The organism is Pectobacterium punjabense, from assembly GCF_012427845.1.
Classification (GTDB): domain Bacteria; phylum Pseudomonadota; class Gammaproteobacteria; order Enterobacterales; family Enterobacteriaceae; genus Pectobacterium; species Pectobacterium punjabense.
The window spans coordinates 3,338,090-3,362,912 of sequence record NZ_CP038498.1 but is presented as its reverse complement, the minus strand read 5'-3'; the positions used below and the strand labels follow the sequence as shown (position 1 = coordinate 3,362,912).

The window sequence follows — 24,823 nt, the reverse complement described above, 5'->3', positions numbered from 1 at the left end:
TTGGCGGTTTTCCTGACAGGAAAGGGTCATTGACGATTCAGTGATTATCAAAATGCGGCTCTGCACCTAGGATGGTGTTGTTCTCTCTCTATTTTTACCTTATGGGTTATCTGGTTAGGTTATGTTTAGCTTAATGATGTTCAGCGATATTTTGTTGTGTTTGCTTTTGGGGATCGGACTGGGGTTTTGCGGAGGAATGCTGGGGATCGGCGGGGGGCTTATCGCGATTCCGATTCTTGGAGTGCTCTTTGGGATGGATCAGCATATGGCACAGGGAACCGCGCTGGTGATGATAACACCTAACGTACTAATTGGTTTTCTACGCTATCGACAGCGTAACCGCATTGATACGCGGCTGGCGTTGACTATGTGTCTATTTGCCACGGGGTCTGCCTACCTTGCCGCTCATATCGCCTCATCGATTGATGTTCACAACCTACAGCGCGCCTTTGCCACTTTTCTGCTGGTGCTGGCGGCGTACTATATGTGGCAGTGGTATAACAAAAAGCGCAGCCAAACGTTGGAGATTGTACTGTCGACCAAGTATCTGCCGCTACTTGGTGTAGCGAGCGGGTTTATGTCCGGTATTTTTACCGTCGGCGGCGGTTTGGTGGTGGTGCCAGTGCTGGTTACGCTGTTTGCCTTTGCACAAACACAGGCGCAGGGGATGGCCCTGATTCTTGTTGTGCCGGGCGCTCTGGCGGCGCTGCTATCCTATTCACAGGCGGGTAATGTTGACTGGAGTATCGGTTTACCACTGGCGTTGGGAGGAATTGTCAGCGTGTCCTGGGGGGTAGCGGTTGCTCACAAGCTGCCGGTCGCTTATCTACGTGGCGCGTTTTGCCTGATGCTGGTCGGCGTGGGAATCGCTATGCTGGTGCTGAAATAACGCGGTGAACACGCTGGTTCACTGTTAACACATACTTATTTCTTTAAATAGACAGGTATTCAGCTTAAAGTTTTCAGCGCTTTCTCCGTTGATAAGTAGGAAGTGATGCGGTTAGCGTGAATGATTTTTCAGCGTCCTGACCGCAGTTGGAGCGGCCCGAGTGAAGCTGGGTCGGCGTCCTCTCTGAACCCCAATCTGAATAAGGCGTGATGTATGAGTCTCGTGAGCTATCTCGGAAAGCAAACTCTCGGTGTTCTGGCGGGTTATAAGCAGGATGGCATGGTCATCCATATTTGCGGCGTTTATCCCAATGCGGATAACAGCCTGCGCGTTTTTTTCCCGCACGGACATGAGTTTGTCGTTGGCGATCTGGCAACCATTCACCTTGATAACCGCTCTGGGGTCGATGAGTTTGATGCCAATATTCAGGTCTATCGTGCTTCTTACAAAGGGCGCGTGATAGCAAGCGAAGGTGATTGGGTGGTACTGGAACCGAGAGAATGTCAGCTCCTGCATGGTTTCACGCCTGTGCTGGACATCCGCGAGCCGGGCTATCAGTTTCCACAAGACGATCGCCCGTCCATACCAGTGCCCCTGACGCCGATGGTCGATTTTCCGCCGACGGAAAAGCAGGATTTTTCCAACAAGGTCGGTGTCTTAATCACCATGGCTGCCGAACAGCCGCATACTACGGTGTTAGCGTTCCTCTCATCCGTGGATAACGATATCTTCCTGATTACGTTCCCTGAGACCTTTAAATCCCAGTTGCTCAAACGTAATCCGCACTGCTTTTTTGCGATGGATGAGCGCAGCCATTATACCTTTGAGCGAGCCATCGAGTGGAACTACACCCTTATCGAAGGGGAAGCGTTTATTATCGCGCGTGATAATCCGCTCTATGAAAAAGTACGCCATGAATTCGTCACCAAGAACCCGTGGGAAATTGCCTTTTTCACACGCCCTGACGTCGAGGTTTACCATATTAAAAGCAAGCAGCTTGTTTGCCCCGGTAATACCCAAGCGCTTAGCTAAGAGATGAATAAATAAACGGGATAGCGCTATCCCGTTTATACCTGTTTGCTAACTATCGCTTACATTGACAGATCGATCACCATACGGCCGGTGATTTTCCCGCCTTTCATTTCAGCGAAAATAGCGTTGATATCGTTTAGCGGACGGCGGGTGACTTTCGGTTTTACTTTTCCTTCGGCCGCAAATTGGAACGCTTCCTTCAGATCTTCACGCGTGCCGACCAGCGAACCCAACACTTGAATGCCATCCAACACCAGACGCGGAATATTCAGATCCATGGACTCCGGCGGTAGGCCGACGGCAACAATGCGTCCGCCCGCACGAACAGAATCCACGGCAGAGTTAAACGCTGCGCGTGCAACAGCGGTGACTACGGTCGCATGTGCGCCGCCCACTTTTTCCTGAATGATCTTGGCGGCATCTTCTTTGGCTGGATTGATGACCAGGTCTGCACCGACCTCTTTGGCAAAGGCCAACTGTGCGTCGTTCACATCAATCGCGATGACTTTGGCATTAAAGACATTTTTGGCGTATTGCAGCGCCAAATTGCCCAACCCGCCCAGACCATAAATGGCAATCCACTGTCCTGGTTTAATTTGCGAGATTTTCACCGCTTTATATGTTGTCACGCCAGCGCAGGTAATGCTGCTGGCTGCGGCAGAATCCAGACCATCCGGCACTTTGACTGCGTAATCAGCAACGACGATGCATTCTTCCGCCATGCCGCCATCAACGGAATAACCTGCATTTTTCACCGTGCGACAGAGCGTTTCGTTACCGCTATTACAATATTCGCAGTGGCCACAGCCTTGATAGAACCAGGCTACGCTAGCGCGATCGCCGGGCTTCAGTGATGTCACGCCTGGACCGACTTCTTTAACAATACCGATACCTTCATGACCGAGCGTGATGCCAGTCACATCGCCAAAATCACCGTCTTTGACGTGCAAATCGGTGTGGCACACGCCACAGCATTCCATTTTTAGCAGAGCCTCTCCGTGTTGGAGGGGACGTAGTTTTTTGTCCTGAATCTCAACGGAATGATCCTTCGTAACGATAGCTGCTTTCATTAGTCTTCCTTTTACTGAATGTGTTGTGGAGGTAATGTATTTGGTTCTACCTATAAAAGAGTATACGCAGGTCGGCGAGTTAACTAATCAGGAAGCGTTTAATTTTGTTACAAAATGATGAGTTATTTAGTCGATGGTTTTCTATGGCGGGAATGTTGTTTACAGTAGTTTTTATGATGAGTTAGAGAGAGGCGCGTCCGTGCGGCCGTGTGATCGGATGAGGCTGCGTTGGATTACGGTTTTTTTTCTTGCGGTTCCAGAGCCCATTCCACTTTGCCTTTGCCGGTATTTTTGGCTTGATAAAGTGCAACATCTACGCGTTTCATAAAGTGTTCTGTGGGCTCCTGCGGCTGTTTTTTACCTGCCCCAATGCTGACAGAAAGGTAATGCATATTTTTAATAATGATTTTGTTGGCATTTTTTAATACTTCTCTCGCCAGCTTCTCTGCCCGATCCTGTGTTCCTGCATAAAGAATAATCGCGAATTCTTCGCCACCAATTCGAGTTGCGACGACTTCACTGTTATCGAAACGAGAAAGAATATGGCCGAATTTACTTAATATTTCATCGCCTTTCGTATGCCCATATTTGTCATTGATGACTTTGAAATTATCGATGTCGATGATAAATAAATAGGGTGTTTTCGCTTCGAGTTTTTTTAATTCGTTAATAAAAAACCGGCGATTAGGGAGCTGCGTGAGTTCATCGCTGAATGACTGTATTCTGGCTTCGACATACTTATTGTTGATTTGCTGTATCAGGGTATAGACACCGAATCCGACGCCAAACATACCAATAATTCTCAGCATATCCTCAACATAGTACCCAACTAGTTTGGGTTGATAGATAAACTCATCCATGAAGTCAAACGTGGCTGAGCATATCCAGACATGTAGCCCGAGCCGGATGGATAAGGCTGAAGTATGGTTCAGTGAGATTTTACTGGTACACGATAAGATAAAAAAAAGAAAAACCAACGCGATCGAATCGGTATAAGACCCCGGATTATTGTGCAACTGCTCCTGAAAATCGCGGTGCTTGAAGAACAGGAGATTAAATATAATGATTAACGCAGACAATAAAAGGGCGACCCTTACTGACGAGGAAGCCTTCTTATTTCTATCAATGAAGTCGTGGTCATACTCTTTAAAAGGCATTGCGGATCTCCTCTTGCATCACCTTCCAATCCTATCATGAAACCTATTGAATACATTCAGTCGCGTGGTGCCGGCGGTGTGTTCCAGAGAATGACGTTAATCTGACCAATGTGTAAAAAGCAGACGCCCGATCGCTCAGGCGTCTTTACCGATTAAAAATCGGCTTTCAGTACGACGCGATAACGGGCTTTTCCGTCACGCACGTGCTGGATAGCATCGTTGATTTTCGACATTGGGAACAGTTCCGTCTGTGGCTTCACGCTGGCACGCGCGGCGAGCTTCATCAGAGAACGTAGCTCATGTGGCGAACCGGTAGAAGAACCAGAAACGCTGCGATCGCCTGCGATAAGCGTAAAGGCCGGAACGCTAAATGGCTTCATTACCGCGCCGACGGTATGGAACTTCCCGTTATAGGCGAGCGCGTTGAAGTAAGGTTGCCATTCCAGATCGACGCTTACGGTGTTGATGATGAGATCGAACTGGCCTGCCAGCGCGGTCAGCGCCTGTGGATCGCGGCTGTTGACGACCTTATCGGCACCCATCGCCAAGACTTCCTGCTCTTTGGACGGATTAGAGCTGAACGCTGTGACTTCGCAACCCATCGCGTGTAGGAGCTTAATCGCGATATGTCCCAGACCGCCGATACCGATCACGCCAACGCGGCTGGTCGCAGTGACATGGTGCATTAACAGCGGTTTGAAGACGGTGATACCGCCGCACAGTAACGGACCCGCAGATTCGATATCAATGGAATCAGGAAGCGGGATTGCCCACTGCCAGTTTGCTCGGATCTTATCGGCAAAACCGCCTTTATTCAGAATCGTCGGCACGCTGCCTTGCTGGCAGTTGGTTTGGCTACCGCTGATACAGGCATCGCAATGCCCACAGCTGCGTGCTGTCCAGCCAATACCGACGCGCTGGCCAATCTTTAATCCTTTGTTCTTCGCCGCATCACCCAATGCGTGCACACGGCCAATCACTTCATGCCCGGCAACCAGCGGATAGCTCGACATGCCCCATTCGTTATCGATCATCGACAGGTCGGAATGGCACACGCCGCAGTAATCAACCACGACTTCGACGTCTTCCGCATGCAGTTCACCCGCATCAAACTCATACAACTCCAGCGCTGCGCCTGCTTCCGGTGCGGCATAACTCTTGATTATCGTCATCACAATCTCCTCAGTACGGGTTTGATTAATCAGTCTAAAGGGTTATGGCGTTTTTCTCTATGTCACAACGTGCCTGTGGTTTTTCATTTTGTGTCGGGCGGGACGGGCTTGCTTTGCTGGCATCACTTACTTATGCTGCGAGGCGTAGTAAATGACTCGGGGTGCCCTTCTTTGTGAAGGCTGAGAAATACCCGTACCACCTGATCTGGATAATGCCAGCGTAGGGAAGTCACGGTATGCCCACCGGTTGCCGCCTTCTTCCACGCCGGTTGGGAGACTTATGAATACACAACCCGCCGACTTTTCTGCCGCTCAGGCAGCAACATCACTGACCCAATTTCGTTCTGCTTCACCGCTGGTGCACTGTTTAACCAACGACGTGGTGCAATCTTTTACTGCTAACGTGCTGCTAGCGCTGAACGCATCGCCTGCGATGGTGGTCGATCCCGATGAAGCCGCGCAGTTCAGCGCGGTGGCCGATGCGTTACTGATTAATGTCGGAACGCTGGAACGCGCGCGCGCTGAGGCGATGCGGGCGGCGGTAAGCAGCGCACATCAGGCGGGTACGCCGTGGGTGCTCGATCCGGTTGCTGTAGGCGGTTTGACCTTCCGTACCGAATTTTGCCGGGAATTGCTGACATGGAAACCGGCGGCGATTCGCGGCAATGCGTCTGAAATCATGGCACTTTCTGGGGTAGCCGCGCAGGGGCGGGGCGTGGATAGTGCCGATGATTCCCTTGCAGCGCTACCCGCTGCGCGTGAGCTGGCGCGGCAGGTTGGGACGATTGTCGCGGTGACCGGCGCGGTGGATTATGTCACGGACGGTGAACGCGATATTGCGGTAATCGGCGGCGATAGCATGATGACACGTGTAGTCGGTACAGGCTGTGTGCTGTCGGCGGTGGTTGCGGGTTTCTGCTCCTTAGACGGTGACCGTTTATCCCACGTGGCGGCAGCGTGTTATGTCATGGCGTTAGCGGGGCAGCAGGCAGCTTCAGCATCACAAGGTACAGGCAGTTTTATCCCTAATTTCCTCGATCGGCTCTATACCCTACGTGCGGAGGATCTGGCATGAAACGTATCAATGCGTTGACGATTGCGGGTACCGATCCGAGCGGTGGGGCGGGGATTCAGGCGGATTTAAAAGCGTTTTCAGCCTTGGGTGCTTATGGCACGTCGGTCATTACCGCGCTGGTGGCGCAAAATACGCGCGGCGTACAGTCCGTCTACCGGATTGAACCGGATTTTGTCGCGGCGCAGCTGGATTCCGTGTTGAGCGATGTGCGTATCGACAGCGCCAAGATTGGGATGCTGGCGCAGGCCGATATTGTCGAAACGGTTGCCGAGCGTCTGCGTCATTACGCGGTTCCTTTTGTGGTGTTAGATACCGTGATGCTGGCGAAAAGTGGTGACCCGCTGCTCGCGCCTGAAGCAGTGGAGTCGATCCGCCGTGAGCTGCTGCCGCTGGTTTCCCTGATTACGCCCAACCTGCCGGAGGCCGCCGCGCTGCTGAATACGTCGCCTGCCGCCAGCGAGCGGGAAATGCGAGAACAGGGGGAAGCGCTGCTGGCGATGGGCTGTCAGGCAGTGTTGATGAAAGGCGGGCACCTCAGTGAAGCGGAAAGCCCGGACTGGTTGTTCAGCCGACAGGCCGATCCGCAGCGTTTTAGCTCCCCGCGTGTGAATACGCGTCATACGCATGGCACCGGCTGCACGCTGTCTGCCGCGCTGGCGGCGCTGCGGCCACGTTACGCTAGCTGGGGTGAGACGGTTAAGGTAGCTAAGGACTATTTACAGCAGGCGCTACAGCAGGCCGACACGCTGGAGGTTGGGCACGGTATCGGACCCGTTCATCACTTCCACCGCTGGTGGTAAATATTATATGCCCTCAATCCTTCACACTGCCGGCTTCCTGCCGCCTGAAATATGGCGGGTATAAGTAAATTGACTTGTACTTTGCGTGACACATTTGCCAGTAATTTCAAAGTAAATTAAGCGTCTTCGGCATAGACAGTGAGTGAACGTCCGGTTACTTTGCTGTGAAATCTTGGTGTTAATGTGAAATAGGATGTGGGGATAACATATGGCAGGTTCTGCTCGCAGTGCAATGGCTGCCAAGGCGCTTCAGACGATACTCAATATCGGCCTGCTGGCGCTGGCGACTATTCTGGTGATTTTTTTAGTCAAGGAAACGTTTCATCTGGCGAAGGTGCTGTTGATCTCCAACGAGAAAGATTCCTCCTATCAGCTGATAGAAGGCATCGTGATCTATTTCCTTTATTTTGAGTTTATTGCGCTGATCGTGAAGTATTTCCAGTCCGGCTATCACTTCCCACTGCGCTATTTTATCTACATCGGCATCACCGCCATCATTCGCCTGATTATTGTCGATCACAAAAGCCCGTCGGATACGCTGGTCTATTCCGCGGCGATCCTGCTGCTGGTTGTGACGCTGTATCTGGCAAACAGTAATCGCCTGAAGCGGGAATAATAGAAACAGAAATAGTTAAAACGCGCCGCTATTCCAGCAGCGAACACTGAGGCGGTAGCCGACAGTGAATCGCTGCGGGAAGCACCTCAATGCGGAATCGTTTGGCGGTGAGCGGCTCGCCGTCCAGATTAAATGTCATATCGTCTGGCGCGGTGATCTCCAGCCAGGGTAGGGTAGCGGAAATCATGTTCTGGTTTTCGCTGCCAGTAAACCAGGCCTGAAGCATATTGGGCAGTAACTCGGTTGCCGATAGTACGCTCAGTTCCAACAACCCATCGTTAATCAGCGCTTCCGGGCAAAGTTCCTGTCCGCCGCCAGCCTGACGGCCATTCCCCACCGCGATAACCAGCGTATCGCCTTCCCAGTGAAAATCCGGCCCGCGAATTTCACAGCGTTCGGCTTGCAGCATGTCCATACGAAAGAGCGCGTGTAGCACGTAAGAAGCGCTCCCCAGTGCCGCTTTCATTTTGGCTGGTGTTTCCGTGGTAATGCGCGTCGCGAACCCGCCCGTCGCCATGTTGATGAAATAGTGCGTGTCGTTCACTTTGGCGATATCAATCGCAGTAGCACGGCCTTTTATCGCCAGCGTCACCGCATTGTGCATCTCCATCGGAATTTGACAACTGGTGGCGAAATCGTTGGCCGTGCCTAACGGTACAATCCCGAGACACGGACGCACCGCTTCCGGCTGTACGGCCAATGCCGCAGCGACTTCATTGACGGTGCCATCGCCTCCGGCAGCGATCACATTATCCGCGTTGAGCTGGATCGCCTCTTCCACGTAACGCTTCGCATCACCGTATTCCCAGGTCACGCGGACATGCAGCGTATAGCCGTCTTTGCGTAGCTCACCGATGGCTTCGCGAAGTTCTTCATTACCCGCACTTTTCCCATTCAAAATCAGCAGGGTGATTGGATTTTTTTCCATGTCGTCTTTCTCTGGCTGCGATGTTGTTAATACAGAAACGTTGCAGTTAATCATAGACACTAAATTGGTAGGCAGATATCAGAAGAGTCGGTGAATATACCCGTCATACTTCAAGTTGCATGTGCGTTGGCAGCACTTAAATACTCGGCCCGTCGTGGGCCTCGCCCTAAAGGGCCGCTGCAAGCAGCGTTCAAATCTGCTCCCGGCAGATTTGTCACCCGAATCACTTACCTGAGTAAGCTCATCGGGATGCCTTCTCTTGCCGCCTGCCTGAAACTCGAATTATTTAGGGTATATGTGCGGTGGGGAAATACGTGGGCGGAAGAAAAAGAAAAGCCAGCTCAAGGGAGATTGAGCTGGCCAAGGAGGTGGTTCCTAGTAGTATCACTACGCTTATTTTTCGTTCTATGTTTTCTCAGCGACGCAATACTAACCACAAGACCAGCGAATTGATGTGATCTGTTTCTAATATTCGTTAAAAACCCTGAGCTTTGTAACGATACCCTCAGGCTATTAGCGTACTTATTTGTGGCAGAGGAGCGGTGATGATGGAGGACATTCCGTGAGAACGCGCTGCCTTGAGAGGGCATCGCCGGATGGTCAGGACATCCGGCGATATGACTGATTTATTCCGCGTTAGGGTTACGCGTGGTAGTGCCCGGCAGATTGCGTAGCAATAGGGCGTAGTCTAGCGAGACATCATCCGGCACCGGCAGATAAACGATATGGCCGTTACCCGGCGCAACCTCGGTCGGTTGGCCTTTGGCATTCTGCATCGATTCGATGGTGAATTGAATATTGCCGTTTGGCGTCATCATCTCCACGCTGTCGCCGCAGGAAAATTTGTTCTTCACTTCGACTTCTGCCAGCCCATCACGGCGAACGCCAGTGAATTCGCCGACAAACTGCTGACGATCGGAAACGGAATAGCCGTAGTCGTAGTTCTGGTAATCTTCATGCACGTGGCGGCGCAGGAAACCTTCGGTATAGCCACGATGCGCCAAACCTTCCAGCGTTTCCAGCAATGTTGGGTCGAATGGCTTGCCCGCGACAGCATCGTCGATGGCGCGGCGATACACCTGTGCGGTACGAGCGCAATAATAGAATGACTTGGTGCGGCCTTCGATTTTCAGCGAATGAACCTGCATTTGCGTCAAGCGCTCAACGTGTTGGATCGCACGCAGATCGCGGGAGTTCATGATGTAGGTGCCGTGCTCGTCTTCAAATGCGCTCATGTACTCGCCGGGACGCAGATTTTCTTCCAGCATAAAGACTTTGTCGGTCGGTTCGCCGATGCCCAGCGCGGGCTCAACGTTTTTCACCGCGATTGGTTCGTGCTGATGGACGATGTTCCCGACCTCGTCCTCTTTACCTTCCTGAACCTTATATTCCCAGCGGCAGGCGTTGGTGCAGGTTCCCTGATTTGGGTCGCGTTTGTTGATGTAGCCGGACAGCAGGCAGCGGCCAGAGTAGGCCATGCACAGCGCACCGTGAACGAAGATCTCCAGTTCCATGTCCGGGACGTTCTGACGAATTTCCGCAATCTCTTCCAGCGACAGTTCGCGGGACAGAATCACGCGAGTCAGCCCCATCTGCTGCCAGAATTTCACCGTCGCCCAGTTGACCGCGTTGGCCTGAACGGAAAGGTGAATGTCGATCTGTGGGAAGTTTTCGCGCACCAGCATAATCAAGCCCGGATCGGACATGATCAGCGCGTCCGGCCCCATTTCGATTACGGGTTGCAGGTCACGCAGGAAGGTTTTCAGCTTGGCGTTGTGCGGTGCGATGTTAACGACCACGTAGAATTTTTTGCCCAGTTCATGCGCTTCGTTAATGGCTTGCGCCAGCGTCTGATGGTTGAATTCGTTATTGCGTACGCGCAGGCTATAGCGAGGTTGACCGGCATAAATCGCGTCCGCGCCATAGGCAAAGGCGTAGCGCATATTTTTCAGCGTACCGGCCGGAGAAAGCAGTTCCGGTTTAAACATGGTATCTCTCGATTCTGATCACAAGTCAGGCTGCTCCGCGGCGGGAGCAGTAAAGGCGGAGGATTCTAGCGCTAATAGGGGGAAATTGCAGTAGACGACACACGAAACGTGGGCCTATTGTTTGACGTAAATCAATTTTTTTTGACCTAAATAAAGAATGGCCTGCCGTAAACCGAGCAGGCCAGATCTCACCGTATTAACGCGTGGCGATACGGGATGTGCCGAGGGTGTCGCGGTTGTGTGGCTGGTATAAATCAACCTGTGGGCCAACCGGCACAATCTGTGTCGGGTTCAGCCAGGCAATACCGTAATAACCTGCTTTGATATGGTCGATATTGACCGTCTCCGCAATGCCCGGCCACTGATACAGTTCGCGCAGGTAATTTGATAAGTGCGGATAGTCGGCAATGCGTTTCAGATTACATTTGAACGCGCCGTGGTAGGCCACGTCAAAACGTATCAGCGTCACAAACAGACGCCAGTCGGCTTCGGTCAGCGTATCGCCCAACATGTAACGATGGCTGCCTAAATGATCGTCCAGCTCGTCCAGCGTGGCGAAGAGTGTGGTGACCGCATCGTTATAGTGTTCCTGCGTTTTAGCAAACCCGGTTTTATATACGCCGTTATTGACGTTGTGGTACACGGTTTCGTTCCAATGGTCGATCTCACCGCGCAGTTCAGACGGGTAAAAATCGAGGTGGTTGCCTGTCAGATCGTTAAATTCGCTGTTCAGCATACGGATGATATCCGCCGATTCGTTGTTAACGATACGGCCTTCTACCCGATCCCACAGCACAGGCACCGACACCTTTCCGGTATAGTCGGGCACGCTGGCGGTGTACAACTGGTGCAGATAGTGAATTTCCCCCGCGTGCTCGCCAGCATCCTGCGGCGTTGCAAATTCCCAGCCGTTATCGGCGATACGTGGGTTGGCAACTGAGAGCGAAATGATGTTCTCCAGCCCTTTCAGCTTGCGGAAAATCAGCGTGCGCGATGCCCACGGGCAGAGATAAGAAACAAAAAGCTGGTAACGCCCAGCCTCTGGCACCAGCTCGGTTTGCCGAAATTTGGTCTCTTCACGGTGGAACGCGCCATTTTTGATCTCTTCTGCCGCGACATCGCCGTTAACCCATTTGCCATCAACTAAACCTGACATACATTTTCCCCTGTCTATTGTTTTTAAGCCCCATTTTTTTGAAGAACAATGGCTTGGAAGAACCGTTGTTTTCAAAATCAATGGCGTTAAAAAATCAATGGTGTTGCAGGTGACCTGTACCCGCATAGGATGCGGATGGATACCTGTCATTATTGTAGGCTTGAAATGGTAACAGCCGTGGGAAAAGAAAAAATGACAAAATTTTCATTAAGTCGGACAGTATTTTTGACTGGCATAGGAAAATGGCGATTAACGTTCTGCCGCCAGCAAGCCGTAGAGCGCAGAATCAGACACTTCGCCGTCTACGATCCAACGCTGCCTTAATAACCCTTCTTGCGTGAATCCCAGTCGTTCCAGCGATTTGGCTGAAGCCACATTGCGGGGATCGATTTCGGCCTCCAATCGGCTTAGACCCGCCGTTTCAAAGGCAAAATCCCGCAGGGCAGAGAGCGCCTCCGCCATATAGCCTTTTCCTTGTGCGCTTGCTGCCAGGCAGTAGCCAATCTCTGCGCGTTTAGAGCCAATCTCAAGATTGAACAGCACGCAGGTGCCGATCAGTTCGCCGCTTGCTTTGGCTTCCAGACCCAGCTTCATGTATTGCCCGGCGCACAGCGCGCTCCAGTATTCGTCAATCGCGTCATGCGCCTGCTCGATGTGCTGCCAGGGCGGGTGATTCCAGAAACGCATCACGACCGGATCGGACATAAAAGCGAACAGTGCGGGTGCATCATCACGATAGAGCGGGCGTAGCAGTAGGCGAGGTGTTTCGATTTTGGTGGTTTCGGAAAATAGCGCAGTCATTATCGTGAAAGCCTCTTCTTCGTGGGAAATGGATTGGTGGGCAATGAAAGGCGGTTATTCTGACTGATGGCTGGCTTGCAGTGCGTCAATATCACCCGCTGCGATGATATCCAGATGGCGTGTGATTTTTTCTATCGGCCAGTCCCACCAGCTCAGCGTTTCCAGTGTATTGATGACATCTGGCGCAAAACGGGCTTTAAGGATTTTTGCCGGATTGCCGCCGACGACCGTATAGGCAGGCACATCGGCGGTGACCACGGCGCGTGAGGCAATAATGGCACCATTTCCGATATGAACACCGGGCATGATCAGCGCATCATAGCCAATCCAGACATCATTGCCGATCACGGTGTCGCCTTTGTAAGGTAAATCTTCTGGTTTAGGTGTTACTTTTTCCCAACCGTTGCCAAAAATCTGGAATGGATAAGTCGACAGGCCGGAAAGCCGATGATTAGCCCCGTTCATGATAAATTTTGCACCACGCGCAATAGCGCAGAACTTACCGATGATTAATTTATCGCCGATGAACGGATAGTGATAAAGCACATTTTTTTCGAAATTTTCCGCGCCGTCGGGATCGTCATAATAGGTGTAGTCGCCAATGTTAATATTCGGGTTGGCGACAATATTCTTGATAAAACACACTTGGGGGAAACCGGCCATCGGGTGGCGGTTATCAGGATCGGGTCCGTTCAAATTAGGCTCCATAACATCATAAGACGGTTGGATTTATACCTCATTGCAGGGGGCGGCTTCCCAGCGATAGCCGATGCCGTACACCGTGCGGATAAATGAGGTTTCTTCATCCAGCTGTTCTAGTTTGCGGCGTAGGTTTTTGATGTGACTATCGATGGTGCGATCGGTCACGACACGATAATCGTCGTAAAGCTTATCCAGCAGCGCCTCGCGTGAAAACACTTTACCCGGTTCAGTGGAGAGGGTCTTGAGCAGACGAAACTCCGCGGGCGTCAGGTCAAGGTTCTGCCCCAGATAGCTGGCCTGAAAGCCGCTTTTATCAATCAACAGCGCTGTTTCGCTTTTCTCTGCGGCTTTCAGGCCGTCGTTCTGCCAGCCGCAGCGGCGCAGTAGCGTTCTGACACGCACGACGACTTCACGCGGGCTGAAAGGCTTACAAATATAGTCATCAGCACCAATTTCCAGCCCCAGCAGGCGGTCGATCTCTTCACTGCGGGCGGTGACCATGATAATTGGCACGTTGGAAAACTGACGGATGGTGCGACAGAGGGTCAGGCCGTCACAGCCCGGCAGCATTAAATCCAGCAGAATGAGTGAAGGAGAATGCTGTCGCACCCACTCAACGACGTCATTGCCATTTGGCAGCCAGTGCGTGGCATAGTCTGCGGCCTGAAGGTAATCTACCAGCAGTTGCCCCAACTTGGGCTCATCTTCGACGATCAAAATGGGTGACGTCATAGCGAAATCGGGTGCGGTTGTCATGGCTCTGTTTATCTTCAGTTTCGCTTAGCGTGGCGTTTAATCAGGAACGTGCGATGGAAGCTCGATGGTAATCATCACTCCCCCTAATGGCGAATGTTCAGCATACAGCCGTCCGCTATGTGCCTCAACGATATTATTGCAGATAGCCAGCCCCAGACCTGCTCCACCGCTGGCGCGGTTGCGCGAGCTTTCCGCCCGATAGAAACGCTCGAAAATCAGTATGAGCTGCTCATCGGTTACGCCAGGGGCGCTGTCCTGCCAGATAATAGCCCAGCACTTATGTCGCTGAACCAGTGAAATGGTCAATTGGCCCTGTTCATCGGTATAGCGCAGGCTATTTTCCAGCAAATTATTAAATAACTGACTTAACCGATCTGAGTCACCAAAAACGCCAGCCTGATCGGGTAAATCGGTGGTGAGCGCGATCTGCTTTTTTTGGAAACGTGCATGAAATGCAGCGATAGCAATATGCAGGGTTTGCACAACGTCTACGGACGTTTTGCGGTAGGCCAGCGCCCCGCGATCGGACAAGGTGAGCTGGTGCAGATCGTCTACCAGTTTGGTGAGCGTTGCGACTTCCGACTGAAGCGAATGCAGAGAGTGCGCGTCGGGCTTGCGTACACCATCCTGCAAGGCTTCCAATTCACCGCGTAGCACTGCCAGCGGCGTGCGCAGCTCGTGGGATACATCAGCCATAAACGCGCGGCGAGACTGTTCATTTTTTTCCAGCGTGTTGGCAAGCTGATTGAAATCCTGTGCCAGCCTGCCCAGCTCATCGTGCGAGCTTGCCGTCACGCGGGTGCTGAAATCTCCTGACGCTAAACTGTGCATGCCGTTGACCAGTCGCTTGACGGGGGCGAGGAGGCCACGTGCAGTCAGCCAGGCGGCGATGATAGCCAGCAACATCGATAGCGCCACAATCAGCCAACTGGTGCGTTGTTGCTGTTGATCGAAACTGATGTCGGCGTTACGGGTCAGGCGTTCAACGGGGGAGGCGACAATCCAGCCGACGGTCTGGTTCTGTACCTGAATGGGCTGCCAGGTGCCTTCATTGGGTATAGGTGCCGGCGATCCGAACAGTTTGCGTTTACTGTTATCCAGTACCCAAAGACGCACCCGCCATCCCTGCATGCTGTTGTCGGTGTCGCTGTTCTGATCCACAGAATGCAGCATCTTGAACACCAGACGCTCATTATTGCGCAGGAATGACCAATCGCCGTGCAACTGATATTGCTCTGCCAGCGCATCGCGCAGCTGCATAACCCGCTGTTCATTGCCGCGCTTAATGTAGTCGATAAAGCCGCGTTCAAAACTAACACGCACACCCCAGTGCATGGTTACCAGCACCAGCATGCAGGTGGCGAAAATCGCGAGAAACAGTTTGGCGGTGATTCCGAATTTCATAACGACCTCACGATTTACGCGGTAGCGTTGACTGTTTTACGGTGTCAGGTGGGACACGATTAAAAATCAACGCTGGCAGCGCGATGATGACGACCATGCTGAGATAGGTGTAGAGAAATACCGTGTGGGTTGTCCCACTTTCTGCGGCGATGTGCGGTTGAGAAAACATGCCTAAGAGAATACCCGCGATGCTTACCCCCAGGCTGGTGGAGAGCTGCATGGTCATCGACAGCAGGCTATTGCCGCCGCTGGCGAGGGAATCAGGCAGATCTTTCAGCGTCAGCGTGTTCATGGTGGAAAAGCGAATGGCATTTACCGTACCGAGGAAGAACAGCACCACCGGGATCATCCAGATCCATTGCATCAGTGCGACCAGCGCAAACAGCGCCGTGACCAGCGCCAGCAATAACGTCGAGGCGACCAGCACGTTGCGGTAGCCGAACCGATTGACGATCTGCACCACGACGCGTTTTATCCCCATGCTACCCAGTACCATTGGCACCATCATCAACCCCGCATGGAACGGAGAAAACCCCATTCCCAACTGCAAAAATAGCGGCGTCATAAACGGTAACATACCGCTGCCGATGCGAGCCAGCAGCCCGCCGGTCAGGCCGATAGAAAAAGTATGGGTGTCGAACAAACGCAGATTGAACAGCGCCCGTTCGTTATGACGGGCGTGCAGCCAGTAGCTCAATAGTGCGATAAGCCCGATGGCAATCAGCGCAAAAATGGCAATCGGCGGAATGCCGAGACTACGGTTACCGTCCAACGCTAGCGTCAGCGTCGCCATACCGACGGCAAGCCAAACGAAACCGCTGATATCAAAGCGCTGAGTTTGCATGGTGTAGTTGGGCATCAGAAACCAGGTTGCCAGCGCGCCGATGATGCCAACCGGCAGGTTGATAAGGAAAATCCAGTGCCAACTGGCGTATTCCACCAGAAAACCGCCGAGCGCGGGCCCCAGTAATGGGCCGATCTGGCCGGGCAGCGTCACGAAGGTCATTGCCGCCATATATTGATCGCGCGGGACGATCTTCATCACCGTCAGACGTCCTACCGGCACCATCATCGCGCCGCCAATGCCCTGAATCACGCGGGAGAGCAGCAGCTCATCTAATGTTTCCGAACGGGCGCACAGCAGCGACCCCAGTGTAAACAGCAGAATTGCGGCAAAAAAGATGTTCTTCACGCCGATACGATCCGCCAGCCAGCCGCTGGCGGGCAGCATCACTGCGACGGTCAGCACATAGGAAACAATCACCGAATGCATATGCAACGGGCTTTCATTCAGACTCGCCGCCATTGAAGGCAGCGCGGTATTCACGATAGTGGTATCCAGCGTCTGCATAAAAAAGCCAAAGGCAACAATCCAGAGCTGCCAGCGAACGGAGGCGGGATTCATCATGTTTCAGATTCCCCCTGATTAAGTGATAAATGGATAGCTGGTGAATACATATGCCGACACCCGATTGTGTAACTTGTTCTTTTGGCGAGGTTTCGTGCGCTTAACATTTGTTTTTCTCTGCATGTTTTCCGTATGCGCACGACACAGGGGCGACGGCAATTGAGCCGCCCTTGGTCGGGCGCGTTCGGGGCGCTACTAGAAAAACAGCGAACGTTAAGCGCACGAAACTTCTCCTAAATTAGCATTTTACTGGTGCTCATGTTCCGTCACGACAGTGACAAATCCTTCTCCGGGGCTTTGCGCCGAATATTCCTCAGCTTGTCGAAAAACAGGTATACCACCGGGGTGGTATACAGCGTGAGGATCTGGCTCATCACCAGCCCGCCGACAATCGTGATGCCGAGCGGTTGACGCAACTCTGCACCGTCACCGCTGGTCAGCACGAGCGGCAGTGCGCCAAACAATGCGGCTAATGTGGTCATCATAATCGGGCGGAAACGTAGCAGGCAGGCCTGAAAAATGGCGTCCCGTGCGTTCAGCTTGCCGCTGCGCTGTGCCACCAGCGCGAAATCCACCATCATGATCGCATTCTTCTTCACGATCCCAATCAACAGCATGATACCAATCAGTGCTACCAGACTAAACGGTACGCCAAACCACTCTAGCGCCAGTAGAGCGCCCACGCCTGCCGAGGGGAGGGTAGACAGAATCGTCAGTGGGTGCACATAGCTTTCATACAGCACGCCCAGCACGATATACACCGTGATAATCGCCGCCAGAATCAGCAATAGCTGGGAAGACTGGGATTGCTGGAACGCCTGCGCCGTACCAGAAAACTGACCGCGTACCGAGGACGGCACGCCCAGTGACGTCATGGTTCTTTCTACCGCCGCTGTCGCCGTGGAAAGATCGGTGCCTTCAGGCAGGTTAAAAGAGATGGTTGACGCGGCAGAGAGTCCCTGATGGTTCACCGACAGCGGTGCGTTGATCGGCTTCCAACTGGCGAAATAAGAAAGTGGGATGGGCTTACCGTCGTTATTGATGACGAACATCTTGTTCAGTGAACTGACATCCTGCGTGTAGGCATCGTCTACTTCCATCACGACCTTGTACTGGTTTAACGGCTGATAAATGGTCGAAATCTGACGCTGGCCGAAGGCATTATTAAGCAATGCATTGGCGGCAGAGACGTTGATGCATAACTGTGCCATCGCATCACGATCGTAGGTTAACGCCATTTCTGCGCCTTTATCCTGTTGATCGGAATTCACATCGGCCAGTTCAGGCAGTTTGCTGAAAGCAGCACGAATCTTTGGCTCCCAGGTTCGCAGTTCGCTCAAATCATCAGACAGGAGCGTGTACTGATACCCGGCGCTCGATTCCCGTCCGCCGATACGGATATCCTGCACTGGCATTAAAAACAGATTGGCGCCGGGTTCCTTGGCCAGCTTGACGCGCAGACGACTAATTACCTGCTGTGCGGAAACATCGCGCTCGGACAGCGGCTTAAGCGAAATAAACATCGAGCCGCTGTTGGTTCGCGATCCCCCCGTAAAACCGTTCACGTTATCCACCGCAGGATCGCTGCTGACAATGGTCATGAAATTCTGGAGCTTCACCGTCATGGCCTGAAAAGAAATACTCTGGTCAGCCTGAATAAAGCCCATCAGCCTGCCTGTATCCTGTTCCGGGAAAAAAGTCTTCGGAATACTGATGTACAGCCAGACGTTGAGTGCGATGGTGCCCAGCAGGAGCAACAAAACCCAGCGAGCATGGTTGAGTACCCACTTCAGCGATCGCCCGTAGCCTTGCTGCATGGCGAGCAATACACGATTAAAACCCCGTGTGCGCGGCTGGCTGCGTTTGGGCACGGCACGCAGCAGTCGTGCGCACAGCATGGGGGTGAGCGTGAGCGAGATCAGCAGGGAAATCATGATCGCCACCGACAGCGTTACGGCGAATTCACGGAATAGTCGCCCCGGCAGGCCGTCCATCAACAGCAGCGGGATGAACACCGCCACCAGCGACAGACTCATGGATAACACCGTGAACCCCACTTCTCTGACCCCCTGAAGCGATGCCTGGAGCGGCTTCATGCCAGCTTCGATGTGGCGGGAAATATTTTCCAATACCACGATGGCATCATCCACCACAAAACCAGTAGCAATGGTGAGCGCCATCAACGACAGGTTATTCAGGCTGAAGCCACACAGATACATGGCAGCGAAGGTGCCAATGAGTGACACGGGAACGGCGAGTGCCGGAATAGCGGTTGCCCGCCCGGAGCGTAAGAACAGGAAGACGACCAGAATCACCAGCGCGACGGCGATCAGCAGCGATTGCTCGACTTCTGCCAGCGAGGCGCGAATCGTGGGGGAACGATCCTGTGCGACATCCAACTGTATTTCGGCAGGCAGGCTGGCGCGTAGTTCCGGCATCGCGGCGCGGATGTTGTCTACCGTGGTAATAATGTTGGCATCCGGCGCGCGGCGAATCATCACCAGAATGGCAGGCTTCGCATTCGCCATCCCTGCATTGCGCGCGTTTTGCACGGAATCTTCCACCGTGGCGACGTCGCTCAGGCGAACGGCGGCGCCGTTGTTGTAGTGGATAATCAGCGGGGCGTAAGCATCGGCAGTTTTGAGCTCATCGTTGGTTTGTATCTGCCAACTTCTCTGGCTGTTTTCCACATTCCCCAGCGGTCGGCGCACATTTGCCTGTGCGATGGTCTGTCGTACGTCATCCAGGGAAATGCCTTGGTTAAATAACGCCACCGGATTCAGCGCCACGCGCACGGCGGGGAGCGAACTTCCGCCGATAGAGACATCGCCAACGCCTTCCATCTGCGAGATTTTCTGTGACAACTGGGTGGACGCGAAATCGTACAGTTGACCTTGGCTGTAGGTATCCGAAGTCAGCGTCAGAATCATGACCGGTGCGTCGGATGGGTTGACCTTACGGTAAGTCGGGCGGTTGGACATACCGGACGGCAGCAGGTTCTGTGCGGCGTTGATAGCCGCCTGAACATCGCGCGCCGCGCCGTTGATATCCCTATCGAGGTTAAACACCAGAATGACGCGCGTACTACCGAGCGAGCTGGTGGACGTCATTTCGTTGACGCCTGCAATTCTACCGAGCGCACGCTCCAGCGGTGTCGCGACGGCAGAGGCCATGGTTTCGGGTGACGCGCCGGGCAGTGAGGCGCTGACTGAGATCACCGGGAAATCCACCTGCGGCAGCGGGGATACGGGCAACAGGCGGAAACCTAATACGCCACAGAGCGCGATGGCCAACGTCAACAGCAGGGTGGCGACGGGGCGGTGGATGAACAGGGCGAAGAACTTCACTCGATTTCTTCCTCCTGACGCGGTGCACGACGGAAGCGCGCCGCCAGACGGTCAAACAGCAGGTAAATTACCGGTGTCGTAAACAGCGTCAGAATCTGGCTCATGATCAGGCCACCGACCATACAGACCCCTAGCGGCTGGCGCAGTTCCGCGCCGACGCCAGTGCTCAGCATCAGCGGCAGCGCACTGAGTAGGGCGGCCATCGTGGTCATCAGAATCGGTCGAAAACGCAGCAGACAGGCCTGATAAATAGCGTCATACGGTGTCATTCCCTGTTCTCGCTCCGCCGCTAGCGCGAAGTCGATCATCATGATGGCGTTTTTCTTCACGATCCCGATGAGCAAGATGATCCCGATAATGGCGATCACATCTAACTCATTCCCCGCCATCATGAGCGCCAGCAGCGCACCGACGCCCGCCGTTGGCAGCGTAGACAAGATGGTGATCGGGTGAATAAAGCTTTCGTACAGCACGCCGAGCACGATGTACATCGCGACAATCGCCGCAATGATGAGCCACACGGTGCTGCTCAGCGCCGACTGGAACGCCAGCGTACTGCCTTGAAAACGGGTCGTGATATCCGCGGGCAGGTTCATCTGTTGTTCAGCCTGCGTGATGGCATCAACCGCTTCGCCCAGTGCGTAGCCGCTGGCGACGTTGAAAGAGATCGTCGTCGAGGGGAACTGGTCGATATGGTTGATCGCCAGCGGTCCCTGACGCTCTTCAATCGTGGCGATGCTGCTGAGCGGGATCGTACCGCCGTCGCTGCTGATGAGACGCACGTCGTTCAATGCGTCCAGACCGGTATTGTGGGTCGTATCGTGCTCCAGCACCACGCGGTATTGGCTGGCCTGTGTATAGATGGTGGAAACCAGACGCTGACCAAAAGCGTTATACAGCGCACTATCGACCTGAGACATGGTGATGCCCAAACGGCTGGCGCTGTCGCGATCGACGTTGACGTAGGCGACCGCAGCACCGTCTTGCCAGTCGCTGCTGACATCCTCTAGCTGCGGTAGCTTTTTCAGTTCGGTCATCAGCTTCGGCACCCAGACGCTCAGTTCATCCAGCGACATTGCCTGCAACGTAAACTGATATTGCGTGCGGCTAATCTGGGTGTCGATGGTGAGATCCTGCACCGGTTGCAGATACAACTGAATGCCGGGAATCTGGGCCGTTTGCTGTTGCAGGCGACTGATGATCGCCTGAATACGCTCACTGCGTTCACTGAGCGGTTTCAGGTTGATTTGCAGTCGACCGCTGTTCAGTGCGGCATTCGTCCCATCGACGCCGACATACGAGGAAACGCTCTCTACCGCGGGGTCCTTCATGATAATGGAGACGACGCGCTGTTGGCGGTCAGCCATATTGCTGAACGAGACCGTCTGCGGTGCCTGTACGGTGCCCTGAATGATGCCGTTATCCTGTAGCGGGAAGAAGCCCTTCGGAATCCAGATATAGAGCAGGATAGTGAGCAACAGCGTACCCAGTGCGACGCTGAGTGTTAGCCACGGATGATTGAGTATTTTGCGTAGCCAGATGCCGTAGACATTGATCAGACGGGTGAAGAAACGCTCACTGGCACGAGTAAAACGGTTCTGTTTACTCAGCGACTGATGGCTTAGCATCCGTGCGCACATCATCGGGGTGAGCGTGAGCGACACAACGGCAGAAATCAGGATGGACACCGCCAGCGTCACGGCAAACTCGCGGAACAAGCGTCCGACGATATCACCCATAAACAGCAATGGGATCAGCACGGCGATGAGTGAGAAGGTCAGAGAAATGATGGTGAAGCCGATTTCTCCCGCTCCTTTCAGCGCCGCGTTAAGCGGTTTTTCCCCTTTTTCGATATACCGGGAGATATTTTCGATCACCACGATGGCATCATCTACCACGAAACCCGTGGCGATGGTGAGTGCCATCAGCGTCAGGTTATTGATGGAAAAACCGAGGAAATACATGGCGGCAAAGGTGCCGATCAGCGACAGCGGCACGGCGATGCTCGGGATCAGTGTGGCAACGGCGTTACGCAAAAACAGGTAAATCACCATCACAACCAGTGCGATAGCCAGCAGTAACTCGAACTGGACGTCTTTTACTGAAGCGCGAATGCTGGTGGTGCGGTCAGTCAGCGTAGTGACATCCACAGAGTTCGGCAGGCTGGCTTTTAACGCGGGCAGCATCTTGTTAATGCTATCCGTGGTCGTGATGACGTTGGCACCCGGCTGGCGCTGAACGTTAATAATGATCGCCTGCTGCCGATTCGCCCAGGCGCCAAGATGAATATTCTCGGCGGCCTGCTCAATAGTGGCAACATCCTGAAGTCGTACCGGTGCGCCATTTTTCCACGCAACAATCAGCTTGCGGTAGTCATCAACGGATTTCATCTGGTCGTTGGCGGAGAGCGTCACCGAACGCGTTGGACCATCCAGACTCCCCTTGGCGGAGTTCACGTTGGCGGCGGTAATCGCGGTGCGAATGGTCTCGCTGGTCAGGCCGTAAGCCGCCAGCGCCGGCGCGTTTAGCCTTACCCGCACGGCTGGCCGCTGGCCACCGGCTAACGACACCAGCCCGACGCCCGCGACCTGCGAAATTTTTTGCGCGATCCTGTTGTCCACCATGTCCTGCACCTGCGTCATCGACATTGCGGTGGAGGTGACGGCCAGCGTCATAATGGGCGGATCAGCCGGGTTCACTTTGCTGTAAGTGGGTGGATAGGGCAGATCGCTTGGCAACAGATTGCTGGCCGCATTAATGGCGGCCTGTACATCCTGCTCCGCGACATCCAGCGACAGTTCAAGCTGGAACTGAAGCGTGATGACGGATGCGCCGCCTGCGCTTTGCGTCGACATCTGTTTTAGCCCGGACATCTGGCCGAACTGCCGTTCCAGCGGCGCGGTAATCGCCGAGGTCACCACGTCGGGGCTGGCTCCAGGATACAAGGTAACAACCTGAATCGTCGGATAATCAACCTCGGGCAGCGCTGAAACGGGCAGTGCCCGATAGCCAATAATACCGGCCAACAGAATGGCGAACATCAACAACGTCGTTGCGACGGGGCGCAGAATAAACAGGCGTGACGGCCCGCCTCCGCTGGCTGGAACGGTGTCCTGCATCAGGATTTCTCCCCAGAGATTGCAGGCGTTTTCTCCGTCAGCGTAGAGGGAACGACTTCCACTTTGGTTCCTTCGGTCAGACGATCGATACCGTCAGTGACCACCTTCACGTCGGCATCCAGCCCGGCAGTGACCACGACCAACTGGCCGTACTGGATACTGGTCGTGACCTGACGTTTACTGACCTCGTTCTTATCATTCAAAATCCAGACGAAGCGGCCTTCATTGCCCATTTGCACCGCAGCGGAGGGGGCAACAACGGCGTTTTGCAGCGTATCGACCTTCATGCGGATATTCACAAATTGATTCGGGAACAGGGCATCATCCAGATTATCAAAACGCGCCTTGAGCTTGATCGTACCGGTGGTGGTGTCGATCTGGTTATCCATACTGAGCAGGCTACCCTGCGAGAGTTTCTTCTGATTGGCGCGATCCCAGGCTTCTACCACGGGTGGCTGACCTGATTTCTGCGCGCTAATAATGGTGGAGATTTCCGCTTCCGGTACGGTAAAGACGACATCGATAGGATACGTCTGTGTAATCACGACAATGCCATTGGTGTCGCCGCTGGTGATGTAATTCCCCACATCGACCTGTTTTAAACCGATCCGGCCGCTGATCGGTGCGGTAATTTTGCTGTAATCCAACTGGAGCTGTGCGCTGGCTACGGCACCGTCATCGGCTTTTAGCGTGCCTTCCGCCTGACGCACGGCGGCGATCTGCGTATCCAGTTCCTGACGGGAGATCAGGTTGGTTTTCACCAGTTGCTGATAGCGTGCTAAATCCTGCTGAGCGTTAGCCAGCACGGCCCGATCTTTTGCCAACTGCCCCTGTGCCTTCGTCAGTTCAACCTGAAACGGGCGGGGGTCGATTTCTGCCAGGAGATCGCCCGCCTTAACCTGTTGCCCTTCCTGAAAGTGAAGCGCCATCAGTTGCCCGTTCACCCGACTGCGTAGCGTCACGGTATTGGCCGCCGTTACTGTGCCTAAACCGGAGAGATAATAAGGTACGGAGGCAGATTGCGTCAGCGCAGCCTGTACGGGAGCCAGCGTGCGCATGGCCGCCCTGCGTCCACCACCACTGCTGCTACCCGAATTTGACGTACGGGCGGCGTGCTGTTCACTCTTGCCGGGTGCGGCAGGCGACGTCTGGGTAAAGTGGCGCCAGATCAGTACGGCAATAGCAATAACGGCGGCAAGTACCAGCAGGCCTCGGATACGTTTAGCATTCATAGTGGTGGATTACTCTCTCCAGGTTGCGCGGGAAGCACGATCTACCCGTCATACTTCACGCTGCATGTGCGTTGGCTGTCATACTCAGCGTGTTATTGGACCAATGGCCACGTGCCGATCGTTTAAGAATCGAGATACACGGAGCGAGGTTTCCCTGCGGGAACCTCATCC

At 53.7% G+C, this 24,823-nt stretch carries 19 protein-coding genes and 1 riboswitch; of the genes, 5 read left to right on the top strand and 14 right to left on the bottom strand.

Annotated features, from left to right (window positions below):
• Positions 1 to 121: 121 nt before the first annotated feature.
• Positions 122 to 889, top strand: coding sequence for a sulfite exporter TauE/SafE family protein (locus E2566_RS15285; protein WP_165800672.1), 768 nt, complete (start codon positions 122 to 124; stop codon positions 887 to 889).
• Positions 890 to 1,102: 213 nt separating this feature from the next.
• On the top strand, positions 1,103 to 1,921 hold the full coding sequence (locus E2566_RS15280) for a hypothetical protein (RefSeq protein ID WP_107170478.1): 819 nt from the start codon (positions 1,103 to 1,105) through the stop codon (positions 1,919 to 1,921).
• Positions 1,922 to 1,980: 59 nt separating this feature from the next.
• Here the strand turns inward: E2566_RS15280 and adhP are convergent, their stop codons facing one another.
• The 3 genes from adhP to ahr all read right to left on the bottom strand — a co-directional run bounded on the left by adhP (position 1,981) and on the right by ahr (position 5,320).
• The gene (gene adhP, locus E2566_RS15275; protein WP_107170479.1) at positions 1,981 to 2,991 is read right to left on the bottom strand and encodes an alcohol dehydrogenase AdhP; all 1,011 of its coding nucleotides are present in this window, start codon (positions 2,989 to 2,991) and stop codon (positions 1,981 to 1,983) included.
• 233 nt (positions 2,992 to 3,224) lie between these two features.
• Complete coding sequence (locus tag E2566_RS15270) at positions 3,225 to 4,148, bottom strand: GGDEF domain-containing protein (RefSeq protein ID WP_107170480.1); 924 nt, start codon at positions 4,146 to 4,148, stop codon at positions 3,225 to 3,227.
• Positions 4,149 to 4,300: 152 nt separating this feature from the next.
• On the bottom strand, positions 4,301 to 5,320 hold the full coding sequence (ahr, locus tag E2566_RS15265; RefSeq protein ID WP_107170481.1) for an NADPH-dependent aldehyde reductase Ahr: 1,020 nt from the start codon (positions 5,318 to 5,320) through the stop codon (positions 4,301 to 4,303).
• 147 nt (positions 5,321 to 5,467) lie between these two features.
• Positions 5,468 to 5,564: riboswitch (TPP riboswitch) on the top strand.
• 36 nt (positions 5,565 to 5,600) lie between these two features.
• Here ahr and thiM point away from each other — a divergent pair.
• The 3 genes from thiM to psiE all read left to right on the top strand — a co-directional run bounded on the left by thiM (position 5,601) and on the right by psiE (position 7,811).
• Entirely contained in the window at positions 5,601 to 6,395 is a 795-nt protein-coding gene (gene thiM / locus E2566_RS15260) for a hydroxyethylthiazole kinase (protein ID WP_107170482.1), read from the top strand.
• Positions 6,392 to 7,195, top strand: coding sequence for a bifunctional hydroxymethylpyrimidine kinase/phosphomethylpyrimidine kinase (gene thiD, locus E2566_RS15255; RefSeq protein WP_107170483.1), 804 nt, complete (start codon positions 6,392 to 6,394; stop codon positions 7,193 to 7,195). Before thiM ends, thiD begins: the two co-directional genes overlap by 4 nt.
• Before the next feature lie 208 nt (positions 7,196 to 7,403).
• Positions 7,404 to 7,811, top strand: coding sequence for a phosphate-starvation-inducible protein PsiE (gene psiE, locus E2566_RS15250; RefSeq protein ID WP_039492362.1), 408 nt, complete (start codon positions 7,404 to 7,406; stop codon positions 7,809 to 7,811).
• A 28-nt stretch (positions 7,812 to 7,839) separates the two neighbouring features.
• On the opposite strand, the gene yegS is transcribed toward psiE, so the two are convergent.
• From yegS to E2566_RS15195, 11 genes are all read right to left on the bottom strand, one after another.
• Positions 7,840 to 8,739 carry a lipid kinase YegS gene (gene yegS / locus E2566_RS15245; protein WP_107170484.1) on the bottom strand — a complete coding sequence of 300 codons (900 nt, stop codon included), beginning with the start codon at positions 8,737 to 8,739 and terminating at the stop codon, positions 7,840 to 7,842.
• Positions 8,740 to 9,365: 626 nt separating this feature from the next.
• Positions 9,366 to 10,727: a prephenate-dependent tRNA uridine(34) hydroxylase TrhP gene (trhP, locus tag E2566_RS15240; RefSeq protein WP_107170893.1), complete on the bottom strand. Its 1,362-nt coding sequence runs from the start codon at positions 10,725 to 10,727 to the stop codon at positions 9,366 to 9,368.
• A 196-nt stretch (positions 10,728 to 10,923) separates the two neighbouring features.
• Complete coding sequence (locus E2566_RS15235) at positions 10,924 to 11,883, bottom strand: glutathione S-transferase family protein (RefSeq protein WP_107170892.1); 960 nt, start codon at positions 11,881 to 11,883, stop codon at positions 10,924 to 10,926.
• 249 nt (positions 11,884 to 12,132) lie between these two features.
• On the bottom strand, positions 12,133 to 12,684 hold the full coding sequence (locus E2566_RS15230) for a GNAT family N-acetyltransferase (protein WP_107170891.1): 552 nt from the start codon (positions 12,682 to 12,684) through the stop codon (positions 12,133 to 12,135).
• 54 nt (positions 12,685 to 12,738) lie between these two features.
• Complete coding sequence (locus E2566_RS15225; protein WP_107170890.1) at positions 12,739 to 13,392, bottom strand: Vat family streptogramin A O-acetyltransferase; 654 nt, start codon at positions 13,390 to 13,392, stop codon at positions 12,739 to 12,741.
• A 21-nt stretch (positions 13,393 to 13,413) separates the two neighbouring features.
• The gene (gene baeR, locus E2566_RS15220) at positions 13,414 to 14,142 is read right to left on the bottom strand and encodes an envelope stress response regulator BaeR (RefSeq protein ID WP_107170889.1); all 729 of its coding nucleotides are present in this window, start codon (positions 14,140 to 14,142) and stop codon (positions 13,414 to 13,416) included.
• A 36-nt stretch (positions 14,143 to 14,178) separates the two neighbouring features.
• Positions 14,179 to 15,546 carry an envelope stress sensor histidine kinase BaeS gene (gene baeS / locus E2566_RS15215; protein ID WP_107170888.1) on the bottom strand — a complete coding sequence of 456 codons (1,368 nt, stop codon included), beginning with the start codon at positions 15,544 to 15,546 and terminating at the stop codon, positions 14,179 to 14,181.
• 7 nt (positions 15,547 to 15,553) lie between these two features.
• The gene (mdtD, locus tag E2566_RS15210; RefSeq protein WP_107170887.1) at positions 15,554 to 16,954 is read right to left on the bottom strand and encodes an MFS transporter; all 1,401 of its coding nucleotides are present in this window, start codon (positions 16,952 to 16,954) and stop codon (positions 15,554 to 15,556) included.
• Between the two features lie 266 nt (positions 16,955 to 17,220).
• Positions 17,221 to 20,301 (bottom strand): multidrug efflux RND transporter permease subunit MdtC, encoded by a 3,081-nt coding sequence (mdtC, locus tag E2566_RS15205; RefSeq protein ID WP_107170886.1) that lies wholly within the window; start codon positions 20,299 to 20,301, stop codon positions 17,221 to 17,223.
• Positions 20,298 to 23,420 carry an MdtB/MuxB family multidrug efflux RND transporter permease subunit gene (locus E2566_RS15200; RefSeq protein WP_107170885.1) on the bottom strand — a complete coding sequence of 1,041 codons (3,123 nt, stop codon included), beginning with the start codon at positions 23,418 to 23,420 and terminating at the stop codon, positions 20,298 to 20,300. The genes mdtC and E2566_RS15200 overlap by 4 nt, the downstream gene beginning before the upstream one ends.
• On the bottom strand, positions 23,420 to 24,652 hold the full coding sequence (locus tag E2566_RS15195; protein ID WP_107170884.1) for an MdtA/MuxA family multidrug efflux RND transporter periplasmic adaptor subunit: 1,233 nt from the start codon (positions 24,650 to 24,652) through the stop codon (positions 23,420 to 23,422). Before E2566_RS15195 ends, E2566_RS15200 begins: the two co-directional genes overlap by 1 nt.
• Positions 24,653 to 24,823 lie beyond the last annotated feature (171 nt).